Annotated in this window: 13 protein-coding genes; 12 read left to right on the plus strand and 1 reads right to left on the minus strand. The window is 62.5% G+C overall.

From position 1 onward, the window contains the following. Positions 1 to 31 precede the first annotated feature (31 nt). The 9 genes from NKI16_RS01855 (at position 32) to NKI16_RS01895 (ending at position 10599) form a co-directional block, all read left to right on the plus strand. On the plus strand, positions 32 to 1783 hold the full coding sequence (locus NKI16_RS01855) for an acetolactate synthase 3 large subunit (RefSeq protein WP_023676681.1): 1752 nt from the start codon (positions 32 to 34) through the stop codon (positions 1781 to 1783). Positions 1784 to 1849: 66 nt separating this feature from the next. Beyond that, positions 1850 to 2422, plus strand: a complete 573-nt coding sequence (gene ilvN / locus NKI16_RS01860; protein WP_023676680.1) for an acetolactate synthase small subunit — start codon at positions 1850 to 1852, stop codon at positions 2420 to 2422. 60 nt (positions 2423 to 2482) lie between these two features. Next, the gene (locus tag NKI16_RS01865; RefSeq protein ID WP_352622754.1) at positions 2483 to 3079 is read left to right on the plus strand and encodes a LysE family translocator; all 597 of its coding nucleotides are present in this window, start codon (positions 2483 to 2485) and stop codon (positions 3077 to 3079) included. A gap of 169 nt (positions 3080 to 3248) precedes the next feature. Continuing rightward, positions 3249 to 4499: an efflux RND transporter periplasmic adaptor subunit gene (locus tag NKI16_RS01870; protein ID WP_352622756.1), complete on the plus strand. Its 1251-nt coding sequence runs from the start codon at positions 3249 to 3251 to the stop codon at positions 4497 to 4499. Then, positions 4496 to 7654 (plus strand): efflux RND transporter permease subunit, encoded by a 3159-nt coding sequence (locus NKI16_RS01875; protein ID WP_352570422.1) that lies wholly within the window; start codon positions 4496 to 4498, stop codon positions 7652 to 7654. The genes NKI16_RS01870 and NKI16_RS01875 overlap by 4 nt, the downstream gene beginning before the upstream one ends. A gap of 56 nt (positions 7655 to 7710) precedes the next feature. Then, positions 7711 to 8316 carry a nitrile hydratase subunit alpha gene (nthA, locus tag NKI16_RS01880; RefSeq protein WP_352570421.1) on the plus strand — a complete coding sequence of 202 codons (606 nt, stop codon included), beginning with the start codon at positions 7711 to 7713 and terminating at the stop codon, positions 8314 to 8316. Beyond that, entirely contained in the window at positions 8313 to 8972 is a 660-nt protein-coding gene (gene nthB / locus NKI16_RS01885; protein ID WP_352456502.1) for a nitrile hydratase subunit beta, read from the plus strand. Before nthA ends, nthB begins: the two co-directional genes overlap by 4 nt. A 19-nt stretch (positions 8973 to 8991) precedes the next feature. Continuing rightward, positions 8992 to 9324, plus strand: coding sequence for a nitrile hydratase accessory protein (locus tag NKI16_RS01890; protein ID WP_352456560.1), 333 nt, complete (start codon positions 8992 to 8994; stop codon positions 9322 to 9324). A gap of 147 nt (positions 9325 to 9471) precedes the next feature. Further along, positions 9472 to 10599, plus strand: coding sequence for an ATP-dependent DNA helicase (locus NKI16_RS01895; protein ID WP_352456559.1), 1128 nt, complete (start codon positions 9472 to 9474; stop codon positions 10597 to 10599). A gap of 10 nt (positions 10600 to 10609) precedes the next feature. On the opposite strand, the gene NKI16_RS01900 is transcribed toward NKI16_RS01895, so the two are convergent. Beyond that, positions 10610 to 11014 carry a SpoIIAA family protein gene (locus NKI16_RS01900; RefSeq protein WP_352456501.1) on the minus strand — a complete coding sequence of 135 codons (405 nt, stop codon included), beginning with the start codon at positions 11012 to 11014 and terminating at the stop codon, positions 10610 to 10612. Positions 11015 to 11129: 115 nt separating this feature from the next. Here NKI16_RS01900 and NKI16_RS01905 point away from each other — a divergent pair, with 115 nt between their 5' ends. From NKI16_RS01905 to NKI16_RS01915, 3 genes are all read left to right on the plus strand, one after another. Next, positions 11130 to 11870, plus strand: coding sequence for a pyridoxine 5'-phosphate synthase (locus tag NKI16_RS01905; protein WP_352570420.1), 741 nt, complete (start codon positions 11130 to 11132; stop codon positions 11868 to 11870). Between the two features lie 97 nt (positions 11871 to 11967). After that, entirely contained in the window at positions 11968 to 13887 is a 1920-nt protein-coding gene (locus NKI16_RS01910) for a potassium transporter Kup (protein ID WP_352456499.1), read from the plus strand. A gap of 158 nt (positions 13888 to 14045) precedes the next feature. After that, positions 14046 to 15965 carry a potassium transporter Kup gene (locus NKI16_RS01915; protein ID WP_352450049.1) on the plus strand — a complete coding sequence of 640 codons (1920 nt, stop codon included), beginning with the start codon at positions 14046 to 14048 and terminating at the stop codon, positions 15963 to 15965. The last annotated feature ends 22 nt before the right edge of the window (positions 15966 to 15987 follow it).

Genomic DNA, 15987 nt, shown 5'->3' on the forward strand with positions numbered 1-15987 from the left:
AATGCCAAGAACTGAAATGCCAAGGAGCGAAATGACGGGCGCCGAAATGGTGGTGCAGGCGCTGAAGGACAATGGCGTCAAGCATGTTTTCGGCTATCCGGGCGGCGCGGTTCTGCCAATCTACGATGAAATCTTCCAGCAGGACGAGGTCGAGCACATCCTCGTCCGCCACGAGCAGGGCGCGGGCCACGCGGCGGAAGGCTATGCGCGCTCGACCGGCAAGGCCGGCGTCATGCTGGTGACCTCGGGGCCGGGCGCCACCAATGCGGTGACGCCATTGCAGGACGCGCTGATGGACTCGATCCCGCTGGTCTGCCTGACCGGCCAGGTGCCGACTTCGCTGATCGGCTCGGATGCGTTCCAGGAGTGCGACACGGTCGGCATCACGCGGCCCTGCACCAAGCACAACTGGCTGGTGAAGGACGTCAACGAGCTCGCGGCAACGATCCACGAGGCCTTCCATGTGGCAACCACAGGGCGCCCCGGTCCGGTCGTCGTCGACATTCCGAAGGACGTGCAGTTCGCCAAGGGTATCTATGTCCCGCCGCAGACGGCGCCGCGCACCAGCTACCAACCGAAGGTCCAGGGCGATCTGGAAAAGATCAAGGCGGCGGTCGAGCTGATGGCCGGCGCCAGGAAGCCGATCATCTATTCGGGCGGCGGCGTCATCAATTCCGGCTCGGAGGCGAGCCATCTGCTGCGCGAGCTGGTCGACCTCACCGGCTTTCCCATCACCTCGACGCTGATGGGCCTCGGCGCCTATCCGGCGTCGGGCAAGCACTGGATGGGCATGCTCGGCATGCACGGCACGTATGAAGCGAACATGGCGATGCACGATTGCGACGTCATGCTCTGCATCGGCGCGCGCTTCGACGACCGCATCACCGGGCGGCTGACGGCGTTTTCGCCGAATTCGAAGAAGATCCACATCGACATCGATCCGTCGTCGATCAACAAGAACGTCCACACCGACGTGCCGATCATCGGCGATGTCGGGCGTGTGCTGGAGGATCTGGTGCGGCTGTGGCGGGCAACCGCCAAGGCCGACAAGAAAGCGCTTCACCCGTGGTGGGAGCAGATTGCCAAATGGCGCGCGCGCGATTCGCTCGCCTACAAGATGAACCACGAGGTGATCATGCCGCAATATGCCGTCCAGCGGCTCTATGCGCTGACCAAGGACCTCGACACCTACATCACCACCGAGGTCGGCCAGCATCAAATGTGGGCGGCACAGCACTATCATTTCGAGAAGCCGAACCGCTGGATGACCTCCGGCGGACTGGGCACGATGGGCTACGGCCTGCCGGCCGCGCTCGGCGTGCAGATCGCGCACCCGGATGCCCTGGTCATCGATATCGCCGGCGACGCCTCGGTGCAGATGACGATGCAGGAGATGAGCGCCGCGGTCCAGCACGAGGCGCCGATCAAGATCTTCATCCTCAACAACCAATATATGGGCATGGTGCGGCAGTGGCAGCAGCTGCTGCACGGCAACCGGCTGTCGCACTCCTACACCGAGGCGATGCCGGATTTCGTCAAGCTCGCCGAAGCCTATGGCGGCCACGGCATTCGCTGCGACAAGCCGGACGAGCTCGACGACGCCATCAAGGAGATGATAGCGGTCAAGAAGCCCGTCCTGTTCGACTGCCGCGTGGCGACGCTCGCCAACTGCTTCCCGATGATCCCGTCCGGCAAGGCGCATAACGAGATGCTGTTGCCGGACGAGGCGACGGACGAAGCTGTGGCCAACGCTATCGACGCCAAGGGCAGGGAACTGGTGTAGCCTGGTTCAAGGAAGCTGTGCGAAAACAGCAGATTAGCGCAAAAGTTTGAAATCGAGATTGATGTCATGAACGCACAGTTGCAACCGACCGGCTCCGCCTATTTCATCGCCAAGGAGACGGAAAAACCAGAGAACCACACGCTTTCGGTCCTGGTCGACAACGAGCCGGGCGTGCTTGCGCGGGTCATCGGCCTGTTTTCCGGACGTGGCTACAACATCGAGAGCCTGACGGTCTCGGAAACCGAGCACGAAAAGCACCTGTCGCGCATCACAATCGTGACGCGCGGCACGCCGCACGTGCTGGAGCAGATCAAGCACCAGCTCGAGCGCATCGTGCCGGTGCACCGCGTCGTCGATCTCACCGTGCGGTCGCAAGAATTCGGACAGGAGCGGCCATTGGAGCGGGAACTCGCGCTGGTCAAGGTCGCCGGCACCGGCGAAGCCCGCGTCGAGGCGCTCCGGCTCGCCGATGCATTCCGCGCCAGCGTCATCGATGCCAACACCGAGCATTTCATCTTCGAGATCACCGGCAAGGGCTCCAAGCTCGATCAGTTCATCGCCATCATGAAACCGCTCGGGCTAGTTGAAATCTGCCGTACCGGAGTGGCGGCGATGAACCGCGGCCCGCAAGGGATGTAGTCATCCAGCTTGGCTCTATCTCGTCGCTTTGCCACCGATCGCATTGATTAGGGGAACGGCATGACACTCGACGCATTATTCGCCCTGCTGGTCTATGCCTTCGTGACCTCGATCACGCCGGGTCCGAACAATTTCATGCTTCTGGCCTCGGGCGTGAATTTCGGCTTGGTCAAGACCGTGCCACACATGCTCGGCATCGGCTTCGGCTTCCTCGTGCTGTTGCTTGCCGTAGGCTTCGGGCTTGGCGCCGTGTTGACGGCCTTTCCGGTGCTGCATACCGGGTTGAAGATCGCCGGCGGCCTTTACCTGCTTTATCTCGCCTGGAAGATCGCCATGTCGCGCTCGCTCGGCGGCGAAGGCGAGGCGAAGGGCCAGCCGATGCGCTTCGTCGAGGCTGCGGCTTTCCAGTGGGTCAATCCCAAGGCCTGGGTGATGGCGATTACAGCCATGGCCGTCTATACCAATCCGGAACGCCCGTTTGTGTCGGTGGTGCTGATCGGAGCCGCTTTCGCCGTCGTCATGCTGCCGAGCATTTCGACCTGGGCCGGTTTCGGCATGGCGCTGCGCGGTTTTCTGGCGGATACGGCGCGGCTCAAATGGTTCAACATCGCCATGGGTGTGATGCTGGCGGCGACATTGTGGCCGATGCTGCGCTAGCTGCCGTTTTATTGTGCACTGCACATTAAATCTTCGTAATGACGGGTTTTGGCCCTTTTTCGCCTTCGGCATCCTCTATTATCTGGCAAAATCGCGGCAAGAGGCTGCGAGTTGAGCTAGAGTGCGACCAGCGGAAATCGGCGTGTCGCGTTGAGAAGGCCTTTTGTCGATGCGCGGAAAGATCGTATTTGCGGTGATCGCTGCAGCCTGCCTTGCGGCGGCGTGGCTCTATTTTTCGCCCACCGCAATGACCGGTCTTCAGCAGATGCTGTCGGCGAAGCAGACCACGGCGGCGGCGGACAAACCCGCTGCAGCAGCAAATGCCGCTCGTTCGACTTCGGTGGTTGCCGCCACCGCTTCGACGGCCGATTTCCCGGTCCGGCGCTATGCCATCGGCTTTGTGTCCTCTCCTGCCGTGGTCAGCATCAACGCGCGGATATCGAGTCAGATCGTCGCAATCGCGGTCAAGGACGGACAGATGGTGAAGGCCGGCGACCTTCTGTTCTCGCTGGACGATCGCTCGTTGAAGGCACAACTGGCACGCGATCAGGCGACGCTCGCGAAAGACCAGGCGCTGCTTGCCAGCGCCACGGCCGATCTTCAGCGCGCCAAAAATCTCGTCGCCAGGCAGGCCGGAACACAGCAGACCTACGATCAGGCCGTCGCGGCGCAGAAATCCGCCGCGGCCACCGTCGACGCCGACAAGGCAACGATCGATGCAGACCAAATCCAGCTTGGCTTCGCCACGATCAGGGCGCCGATCTCCGGCAGGCTTGGCGCAGTCAACGTCGCCGTCGGCGATCTCGTCACCACCAGCAACGGCAGCAGCACGTCGACTCCACTGGTGACGATCACGCAGGTCGACCCGCTGCAGGTGAACTTCAATCTCCCCGAAAGCGATCTTGCCTTGCTGCACAAGGCGCTGGCAGCGCCGCAGCAAGGTGCGGTGACGCTGACCAAGGACGGCGACCCGAAGCCGATCGGCAAGGGAACGCTGGATTTCGTCGATTCCAGCGTAGACACGGCGTCCGGCACGATCGCAACGCGGGCCAGTGTGCCCAACGCCGATCTTTCGCTATGGCCGGGCCAATACGTCAACGTCGTGCTCGATGCCGGCATCATGCCACAAATGACGTCCGTTCCGACGGTCGCCGTCCAGCCCAGCCAGAAGGGCCCGTTCGTCTATGTGATCAAGCCGGACAACACCGTTGAAATGCGGCCCGTGCAGGTCGCGCTGACAGAAGGCACCAACACCGCAATCAGCCAAGGATTGAAAAGCGGCGAGCGTGTCGTCGTCGAGGGTCAGACCAAACTGAAGAACGGCGCGGCGGTGCGCGAAGGCAAGGCTTCGACCGGCACCGGCGATCAGGCGGCTCCGAAGGTTGCCGAGGCTGACCGGACGGGCGGAACACAGCCATGATTTCCGAATTCTGCATCCGCAGGCCCGTCGCCACGTTGCTCATGTCGTTCGCCCTGGTTCTGGGCGGGCTATTTGCTTACAAATTCCTGCCGGTCGCGGCGCTGCCAAGCGCCGAATTTCCGGTTGTCAACGTCTCGGCCTCGCTGCCCGGGGCTTCGCCGGAAACCATGGCGACCTCGGTGGCAACGCCTCTGATCAAGCAGTTTGCCACTATCGCAGGCATCGATTCGATCTCGACGACCAACTCGCTCGGCTCGACCTCGATCGCCATTCAGTTCGTGCTCAACCGCGACATCGATGCAGCCGCCGCCGACGTGCAGGCAGCGATCGCACGCACGCAACGACAATTGCCGCCGGAGATGACCAGCCCGCCGAGCTACCGCAAGGTCAATCCAGCCGATGCGCCGATCCTGCTGATGTCGCTGGTCAGCGACACAATTCCGCTGACTGATCTCGACGCGTTTGCCGAGAATGTGATTTCGCCGTCGCTGTCGACGATCGACGGCGTTGCGCAGGTTTCGATCTATGGCCAGCAAAAATATGCCGTCCGCGTCCAGATCGATCCGACGGCGCTCGCCGCTCGCGGCATCTCGATCGACCAGCTGCAGACGGCCATTGCCTCGGCCAACAGCAACACGCCGCTCGGCGTGCTCAAGAACAACAAACAGCAGCTGACGATCACCGCGAACACGCAGCTGACCAATGCGGCAGGATTCTCCAACATCATCATCGCAACCAAGAACGGCCATCCGGTGCGGCTCGGCGAGGTGACCCGCGTCATCGATTCGGTCGAGACCACGACGACGGCAAGCTGGTATGACGGCACCCGCGCCATCATTATGGCGGTGCAGCGCCAGCCGGATGCCAATACCGTCGACGTCGTCGACCGCGTCAAGGCGATGCTACCTTCCTTCGACGATCAGATGCCGGCAGCGGCGAGCATCCAGTTGCTAAACGACCGCTCGACATCGGTCCGCGAGGCGGTCGATGACGTGCAGTTCACGCTCTTGCTCACCATCGCGCTGGTGGTGATGGTGATCTTCCTGTTCCTGCGCCGGGTAACGGCGACGGTCATCCCGGCCGTGGCGGTGCCGATTTCGCTCATCGCCACGCTGGGCGTGATGTACCTGTTCGGCTTTTCCATCGACAACGTCTCATTGATGGGGCTGACGCTGGCGGTCGGTCTTGTCGTCGACGATGCAATCGTCATGCTCGAAAACATTTTCCGCCATATGGAGGAGGACGGGCTCTCTGCCCTCGAGGCGTCGCTCAAGGGCGCGCGCGAGATCGGCTTCACCATCATCTCGATCTCGATCTCGCTGGTCGCCGTGTTCATTCCGGTGCTTTTGATGGGCGGCGTGATCGGGCGCATCTTCAACGAATTCGCGGTGGTGGTGACGGTCGCCATCCTGGCGTCGATGTTCGTCTCGCTGACGCTGACGCCGATGCTGTGCTCGCGGCTGTTGTCATTATCGAAAGCCGAGCAGAAAGCAGCGCACGGTGAAGGCCATAGACAAAACGTCTTCATGCAGGGCTATGACAGGCTGCTGACATTCTGCCTGCGCCACAATTTCCTTGTCTTCCTTGTCTTCCTGGTGACCGCCGGGCTGTCGGTGTGGCTGATCCAGATTTCGCCGAAGGGCTTCTTCCCGCAGGAGGATATCGGCCAGGTCTCGGTGACGACCATCGCGCGCCAGGACATTTCGTTTGACGCGATGGTGAAGCTGCAGGGGCAAGTGGCGGATGTCTTCACCCATTCGCCCTACGTCGCGCATGTCGGCTGGTCGGCGGGCAGTGGAAACAATGCGCTCAACCAGGGCCAGCTGTTTGTGCAGCTGAAAGACAAGGACCAGCGACCGAACATCGACAAGGTGCTTACGGACCTGCGGCGCCAGCTGGCCAATGTGCCCGGCATCGAAACCTACATGCAGCCGGTGCAGAACCTGCGGCTCGGCGCGCGTTCTTCGGCGAGTGCCTACCAGCTTGCCGTTCAGGGCCTCGATACCGGCCTGACGAACGTCTGGGCGCAGAGGCTGACGGACGCGATGGCTGCCGATCATGCCGCCTTCACCGACGTCACCAATGACCTGCAGAACAACGCGCTACAGGCGACGCTGGTGATCGACCGCGACAAGGCGGCGAACCTCGGCGTCGATACCGACACGCTGCGCTCCAGCCTCTATGGCGGTTTCGGCACCCAGCAGGTGTCGACCATCTTCGGTTCGGCCGACAGCTACGACGTGATCATGGAGCTCGATCCGAAGATCGAGTGGTCGCCCGAGCGGATGCTGGCCATCAAGGTGAGAACGGCGAGCGGCAGCCTGGTGCCGCTCGGTGCGTTCGCCCGCGTCGATCGGACCGCCGGTGCTTTGACCGTCAACCAGCTCGGCCAGCTTCCGGCAGTGACCATCTCCTACAATCTGCCGCAAGGCGTGGCCCTCGGCGACAGCGTGAGCCACATCAACGCGCTGAAGGACAAGATCGGCATGCCGCCGACGATCTCGACCGCCTTCTCGGGCACGGCCAAGACGTTCCAGGATTCGCTTTCCAACCAGGGGCTGCTGATCGGCGGCGCGATTCTGACCATCTATATCGTTCTCGGCATGCTCTATGAGAGCTTCATCCACCCGCTCACCATCCTGACCGGGCTTCCATCGGCGGTGCTCGGCGCGCTGGTGGCACTGCGGCTGGCGGGGATGGATCTTTCGGTGATCGCGGTGATCGGCATCCTGATGCTGATCGGCATCGTCAAGAAGAACGGCATCATGATGATCGACGTGGCGCTGGAACTCAGGCGCGAGGGGATGTCGCCTGTCGAATCCATCCACAAGGCCTGCCTGATGCGCTTCCGGCCGATCATGATGACCACGCTTGCCGCGCTGATGGGCACCATCCCGATCGCGCTCGGCACCGGCGCCAGCGCGGAATTGCGCCAGCCTCTCGGCGTGGCGGTGGTCGGCGGTCTTGTCGCCTCGCAGGCACTGACGCTGTTCGTCACGCCCGTCATTTACGTCTACATGGAGCATTTTTCCGGCTGGCTGGTCAGGCTGTGGGCACGGCGCCGGGGCGAGCCGAGCCCGGTCGAAGCGGTCGACCAGCCGTCACTGTTCGACGAGGAGGAAGAACCGGTGCCGCAGAAGGCGGCAGCCGAATAGCGCTGGCCCAAGCCGTGGTGCTTGCGGCCGGGGGTCCGCGATCGTAATTTGACGCCATGCCGCACAATCACGACCACGACAACGAGCTTGATCCTTTTGCGGCGCGGGTGCGCGCGCTGGAGACGATTCTCACCCGCAAAGGCCTGATCGATCCGGCGGCGATCGATGTTATCGTCGACACCTATGAGACCAAGATCGGGCCGCGCAACGGCGCAAAGGTGGTGGCGAAGGCCTGGGTTGATCCCGGGTTTGCCGCATGGCTGAAGCGTGATGCGACGGCGGCCATCGAATCGCTCGGCTACACCGGCCGGCAAGGCGAGCACATGCAGGCGGTGTTCAATACGGCCGACACGCACAACCTCGTCGTCTGCACGCTGTGCTCCTGCTATCCGTGGTCGGTTCTCGGCCTGCCGCCGGTCTGGTACAAGGCGCCGCCCTACCGTTCGCGCGCAGTGATCGATCCGCGCGGCGTGCTCGAGGAATTCGGTCTGACCTTGCCGGCGAGGACGACAATCCGGGTGTGGGATTCGACCGCCGAGCTGCGCTATCTGGTGGTGCCGATGCGTCCCCGGGGTACGGAGGGCTGGGATGAGGCACGGCTCGCCGATCTGGTGACGCGCGATGCCATGATCGGCACGGCGTTGGCGCGGGAGCCGGCATGAACGGGCCGCAGGATCTCGGCGGCCAGATGGGTTTCGGGCCGGTCGCGCCCGAACCGGACGAACCCTATTTCCATGCCGATTGGGAAAGGCGGGCGCTGGGCGTGACGCTGTGCGCCGGCGCCATGGGGGCCTGGACCATCGACGAGAGCCGGCACGCGCGGGAATCGCTGCATCCAGCGGATTATTATGCCTCCAGCTACTACCAGATATGGATCAAGGCGCTGGAGGTGCTGCTCAAACGCCATGGTTTCGTCAGCGACCGCGACCTGGCTACGGGCGACGCAGTCGACCCGGCAGCGACACCCAAACGGGTGCTGAAGGCTAAGGACGTTCCGGCGGTGCTGGCCAAGGGCGGGCCCTGCGACCGGCCTGTCGCCGCGCCTGCGCGGTTCAAGGCGGGCGACCCCGTGCGAACCAGGAACTTTCATCCGACCGGCCACACCAGACTGCCGCGCTATGCACGCGGCAAGCGAGGCGTCGTCGAGGCTGTGCGCGACGGCTTTGTCTTTCCCGACACCAATGCACACGGCCAGGGCGAAAACCCGCAATGGGTCTATACGGTGGCCTTCACCGGCGGCGAAATCTGGGGCGAGGGCGCCGATCCGACACTTGTCGTGTCGATCGATGCCTGGGAGAGCTACCTTGAGCCGGCGTGAGACGGGCTCAGTCGCCGCCATGCTGCCCGCCGGTGTCGAGGCGCCTGTGTTTGCCGAGCCGTGGCAAGCAGAGGCCTTTGCCATGACGGTAGCACTGCACGACAACGGGCTGTTTTCGTGGAGCGAATGGGCGGATGCTTTGTCGGCAGAGTTGAAGCGGCCGGGCGCCGCGCGCGACGGTCACGATTACTACGAGCACTGGCTGGCAGCGCTGGAAAAGCTGCTTTTGGCCAAGGGCGTTGCCGGAAAGCGCGACGTCGATGCGCTCGCCGCTGCCTGGGAACGCGCCGCGCACGCAACGCCGCATGGCAAGCCGATCCAGCTGGAGAACGATCCACAGCGGGCCGGGTAAGCTGCGGTCGCCTGGCCTTGTTCTCTTTACGTTCCTGTTCGTCACTGATAGCCTGACCCTGTCGCAGCGGCGTGATTGCCGGCGATGAAAATTGATGGTGACGGCAGTCACCTTGTCTTTCCCTCGCGAATCCGGTCTGTCGCGCTGATGGAATTCTCTCCTCAACAGGACGAGGCGCTGAAGGCGGTGGCCGGCTGGCTGAAAACCGGCAAGCCGCAGCTGTTCCGGCTGTTCGGCTATGCCGGCACCGGCAAGACGACGCTGGCGCGCTATTTCGCCGAGCATGTCGACGGCCAGGTGCAGTTCGCCGCCTTTACGGGTAAGGCGGCGCAGGTGCTGCGTTCCAAGGGCGCGGTCAATGCCCGCACCATCCATTCGCTGATTTACCGGCCGAAGGGCGAAGAATCGGTAGCGGACGAGGTGACCGGCAAGACATCGATGTCGCCGACATTTTCGCTCAACCGGCAGAGCCCGATCTCGCGCGCCAAGCTCGTCGTCATCGACGAATGCTCAATGGTCGACGAGCAACTCGGCCGTGACCTGATGAGCTTCGGCACGCCGATCCTGGTGCTCGGCGATCCCGGCCAGTTGCCGCCAATCTCCGGCGGCGGCTTCTTCACGGACCATGAGCCGGACATTCTGCTCACCGAAATCCATCGCCAGGCGCGAGACAACCCGATCATCCGGCTTGCGCTTGACGTGCGCGAGGGCCGCGAGTTCATGCGCGGCGACTATGGCGCGGCGCAAGTGATCGGCAAGGAAGACGTCACCCAGGAATTGGTGCTGAAGGCGGACCAGGTGCTGGTCGGCACCAACCGCACGCGCCGCCGTTACAACCAGCGGCTGCGCGAGCTGAAGGGGTTCAACGCCGATTATCCGCAAGCCGGCGACAAGCTGGTGTGCCTGCGCAACGATCCGGCCAAGGGACTGCTCAACGGGTCGCTGTGGAAGGTGATGACCTCGTCGCGCGAGACCGTCAAGCCTGGCATCAATCTGCTGGTTTCGCCGGAGGAAGACGACCCGGATCGCGGCGTCGCCAAGATCAAGCTGCTCAAGGCGGCATTCGAAGATCCGGACGCCGACATCCCCTGGCAGCAGAAGAAACGTTTCGACGATTTCGACTATGGCTATGCGCTGACAGTGCACAAGGCGCAGGGCTCGCAGTGGAACGAGATCGTGCTTTTCGACGAAAGCTGGGCGTTCAAGGAAACCCGGCAGCGTTGGCTCTACACCGCTATCACGCGCGCGGCCGAACGGCTGACGATCGTCCGATAGGGCGGTCGTATCAGCGCTGGGCGATCGGGTTGGCGCCAAGCCATTCCCAGGCGGCGGCCTCGTCCTCGGCCTCGAAATGCCGGAGTTCGATAGGCAAGGAGGCAGGCAAAAAGGCTCTTGCCTCCGGTATCCAGTTCGGCTCACCGATCGCCGCGCAGCGGCCGATATGCTCCACGGCATGAGCTATGCCCTGTTCGATCGTCTCGTCCGATACGTCGGCCCAGTCGACACCCTCATGGTCGATCAGGCGCACCAGCACGTCGATCTTCGGATGCAGCGCATAGGCCGCCTCCAGCAATCCGAACAGGTTTTCGGCGTCAGCCGCTGCGACATGGCCGACGACATCGATGGCGAAAAGATCTTCGCGATCGGTGTCGATGCGGCGAACCGCCGGCACGGCCTCGAGAAAATTCAACAGGGAACTCCTTGCGCTCGATTTTCTTCGCACACCTTGGAACACCTGAAACCCTCTGTCTGTTCCCGTTAAAGGCGGTATAGATGCGCGCCAAGATCAGCCTGGAGCCGTGCAAATGCCTGCAAAGCTTTCCGTCAACCTCAATGCCATCGCCATGCTGCGCAACCGACGCGACCTGCCGTGGCCAAGCGTGACCGGGCTTGGACGCATTGCGCTTGCCGCCGGCGCGCATGGGCTGACGGTGCACCCGCGACCCGACGAGCGGCACACCAGGCATTCCGATCTGCCGCAGATCAGGGCGCTGATCGACGACGAGTTCCCGAATGCGGAATTCAACATCGAGGGCTATCCGACCGAGGATTTCCTGGCGCTTGTGGAAAAGCACCAGCCGGAGCAGGTGACGTTGGTGCCCGACGACCCGGCGCAGGCGACTTCCGACCATGGCTGGAACTTCGCCGCCGAGGCTGCGTTCCTGACACCGGTTGTCAAGCGCCTGAAGAAGGGAGGCTTTCGCGTATCGCTGTTTTCCGATCCGGATCCCGCTGGCATGAAAGCCGCTCGCGACACCGGCGCCGATCGGATCGAACTCTATACGGGTCCATACGGCAGCTATCATTCCGATTCGGCAAAAGCGGCGAAGGAATTGGAGAAATTGGGAAAGACGGCGGATGCCGCATTGGCCGCAGGGCTCCAGGTCAATGCCGGGCACGACCTTGTGGTGAGCAATTTGCCGGCGCTGGCCAGGCGCATCCCGGCATTGGCCGAAGTGTCGATCGGACATGGGTTGACAGCCGATGCGTTGGAGTATGGCATGGCCGCAACGGTCAGGCGGTTTCTGAAGGCTTGTGGCTGGTAGAGAAAGGCGAGCCGATAGGCCGTGCGTTCCCGGCACGGCAGCGCGTCCTTTCCATCCCCGCAGCATAGAGCGCCGCACGTCTATGGGAGTGTCGTCCATGGCCCTTGCCAACGCTGGTAGCGAGGCGGAACCCATCGAACAATCCAGCCACTCCAAGGCCGAGCAGCACAGCACCAAGATCCTGATGCTCGGCGCGCTCGGCGTGGTCTATGGCGACATCGGCACCAGCCCGATCTATGCGTTCCGTGAGGCGTTGCATGCTTCGGCTGGCGGCAATGTCGCCAACCGCGGCGACATCCTCGGGGTGCTGTCGCTGATCATCTGGGCGCTGACCATCACTGTCACCGTCAAATACATCATGTTCGTGCTGCGCGCCGACAACCGGGGCGAGGGTGGCACGCTGTCGTTGATGGCATTGGCACGCGGCAGCTTCCCGAAGCGGTCGGCGGTGATCCTCGGCATAGGCATCGTCGGCTCGGCGCTTTTTTTCGGTGACGCAGTCATCACGCCGGCAATTTCGGTGCTATCGGCGGTCGAAGGCATGAACGTCGTCACGCCGGCGTTCCAGCCCTATGTGGTGCCGCTGACGCTGGTCATCCTGGCGATGCTGTTCGCGGTGCAACGGTTCGGCACGGGCGGCGTCGGACTGGTGTTCGGGCCCGTCACCGCGGTGTGGTTCCTGGCCATCGGACTGTCCGGCCTCAACCATATCATCGACGACCCGGAAATCCTGCTGGCAATCAGCCCACATTACATCGTTTCGTTCTTGGTCAACTCGCCTGACGTCGCCTTCGTCACGGTTGGCGCGGTCTTTCTCGCCGTTACCGGCGCCGAGGCGCTCTATGCCGATCTCGGCCATTTCGGGCGCAAGCCCATTGTACTCGCCTGGCTGGCGATCGTATTCCCTTGCTTGCTGCTCAACTATGTCGGGCAGGGGGCCTTCGTGCTGGCCAATGGCGGCGTTGTCGGTCATCCCTTTTTCGAGATGAACGAAGGCTGGACGCTCATTCCCATGGTCGTGCTGGCGACCGCCGCGACCGTGATCGCCAGCCAGGCGGTGATCTCCGGCGCTTTCTCGCTGACCAGGCAAGCGGTGCAGCTCAACATGCTGCCGCGTTTCGAGATCCAGCATACGTCGGAGAAACAGTCCGGCCAGATCTACCTGCCACGCGTCAACATGCTGCTGGCGCTGGTGGTGATGCTGCTGGTGGTCGGCTTCGGCGAATCCAGCAGGCTTGCCTCGGCCTACGGCATTTCAGTGACCGGCAACATGCTGGTGACCAACATACTGCTTTTTGTCGTCATGACCCGCATCTGGAAATGGCCGCTCGGCGTTGCAGTGGCCTTGACGGCGTTGTTCGCCTCCGTCGATACCGGCTTCTTTGCCGCCAACATTGTCAAGGTGTTCGAAGGCGGCTGGTCCTCGCTGGCGGTGGCCGCAGTGATTGTCATGACCATGTGGACCTGGATAAGAGGCACCAGATACCTGTTCGAAAAAACTCGAAGGAACGAGGTCCCGCTCGATTTCCTCGCCGGCAATCTGCTGAAGAAGAAGCCGCATCTGGTGTCGGGCACCGCGGTGTTCCTGACCAGCGACCCGCTGAGTGCGCCGACCGCGCTGATGCACAGCCTGAAGCATTACAAGGTGCTGCACGAGCAGAACGTCATCCTTTCGGTGGTGACGGCACCGCAGCCTGTCGTGCCCGACAGCGAGCGCGTCAAGATGGAGCAAATCAACGAGCTGTTCATGCGGGTGACGCTGACCTTCGGCTATATGGAGCAGCCCAACATTCCGCGCGCGCTGGCGATCTGCCGCAAGCAAGGCTGGAAGTTCGACATCATGACGACATCGTTCTTCCTGTCGCGGCGCTCTCTCAAGGCCTCGCCCAATTCCGGCATGCCGGTCTGGCAGGACAAGCTGTTCATCGGGCTGGCGCGCACGGCGGCCGATGCGACGGAGTATTTCCAGATCCCGACCGGACGGGTAGTCGAGATCGGGACGCAGGTGGCTATTTAAAAACGTGTCCGTTGCGACATTCCAGGTGGTCTGTCGATCGGACTGAGTCTGCCAAGTCGTGGAGGACTCGCAATATCGGGACGGAGCCATTACGTGACGGCACTTGATATTGCAGCGCAGCAAGCGTAGAGCACCGCCCGCTTACCGGAGTGTCGTCCATGGCCCTTACCAATGCTGGTAACGAGGCAGAACCTGTCGAACAATCCAGCCATTCTGAGGTTGAGCAGCACAGCACCAAGGTGCTGATGCTGGGCGCGCTCGGCGTGGTTTACGGCGATATCGGTACCAGCCCGATCTATGCATTTCGCGAGGCGTTGCATGCATCGGCCGGTGGCAACGTCGCCAACCGTGGCGACATCCTCGGCGTGTTGTCGCTGATCATCTGGTCGCTGACGATCACCGTCACCATCAAATACATCATGTTCGTGCTCCGCGCCGACAATCGAGGCGAGGGCGGGGTGCTGTCGCTGATGGCGCTGGCGCGCAACAGTTTCCCGACGCGCTCGGCGGTGATCCTCGGCATCGGCATCGTCGGCGCGGCGCTTTTTTTCGGCGACGCAGTCATTACGCCGGCGATCTCGGTGCTATCGGCGGTCGAAGGTATGAATGTCGTCACGCCGACATTCCAGCCCTATGTGGTGCCGCTGACACTGGCCATCCTGGCGATCCTGTTTGCGGTACAGCGATTCGGCACCGGCGGCGTAGGTTTGGTGTTCGGGCCAGTCACGGCTCTGTGGTTCCTGGCCATCGGCCTTTCCGGCATTAACCACATCATCGCCGATCCGGAAATCCTGCTGGCGATCAGCCCGCATTACATCGTGTCGTTCCTGGTCAACTCGCCCGATGTCGCCTTCGTCACGGTTGGTGCGGTCTTCCTCGCCGTCACCGGCGCCGAGGCGCTCTATGCCGACCTCGGCCATTTCGGCCGCAAGCCGATCGTACTCGCCTGGCTGGCAATCGTGTTCCCTTGTCTGTTGCTCAACTATGTCGGGCAAGGCGCCTTCGTGCTGGCAAATGGCGGCGTTGTCGGTCATCCATTCTTCGAGATGAACCAGGGCTGGACGCTTATTCCGATGGTCGTGCTGGCGACGGCGGCGACCGTCATCGCCAGCCAGGCGGTGATCTCCGGCGCTTTTTCGCTGACCAGACAGGCGGTGCAGCTCAATATGCTGCCGCGTTTCGTTATCCAGCATACGTCGGAAAAACAGTCGGGCCAGATCTATCTGCCGCGCATCAACCTGATGCTGGCGCTGGTGGTGATGTTGCTGGTGGTCGGCTTCGGCGAATCCAGCCGCCTGGCCTCGGCCTACGGTATTTCGGTGACCGGCAACATGCTAGTGACGAATGTGCTGCTTTTTGTTGTGATGACGCGCATCTGGAAATGGCCGCTCGGCGTCGCGATCGCCTTGATGGCCGTGTTCGCCTTCGTCGATACCGGCTTCTTTGCCGCCAACATAGTCAAGGTGTTTGAAGGTGGCTGGGCATCGCTTGCCATCGCCGCAGTTATCGTGATGACTATGTGGACCTGGATCCGCGGCAGCCGCTATTTGTTCGACAAGACGCGCCGGAACGAGATCCCGCTGGATTTCCTTGCCGGCAATCTGCTGAAGAAGAAACCGCATCTGGTGTCGGGCACCGCGGTGTTCCTGACCAGCGACCCGCTGAGCGCGCCGACGGCGCTGATGCACAGCCTGAAGCACTACAAGGTGCTGCACGAGCAGAACGTCATCCTTTCGGTGGTGACGGCACCGCAGCCTGTCGTGCCCGACAGCGAGCGCGTCAAGATGGAAATGGTCAACGAGCTGTTCATGCGGGTGACGCTGACCTTCGGCTACATGGAGCAGCCCAACATCCCGCGTGCGCTGGCGATCTGCCGCAAACAGGGCTGGAAGTTCGACATCATGACGACGTCCTTCTTCCTGTCGCGGCGCTCTCTCAAGGCCTCGCCCAATTCCGGCATGCCGGTCTGGCAGGACAAGCTGTTCATCGGGCTGGCGCGCACGGCGGCCGATGCGACGGAATATTTCCAGATCCCGACCGGACGGGTGGTCGAGATCGGGACGCAGGTGGCTATCTGAACAAATGGCCGTGCCCTTTGAG

Origin of the sequence: Mesorhizobium sp. M0698, from assembly GCF_040320455.1 — a bacterium.
Lineage (GTDB): Bacteria > Pseudomonadota > Alphaproteobacteria > Rhizobiales > Rhizobiaceae > Mesorhizobium.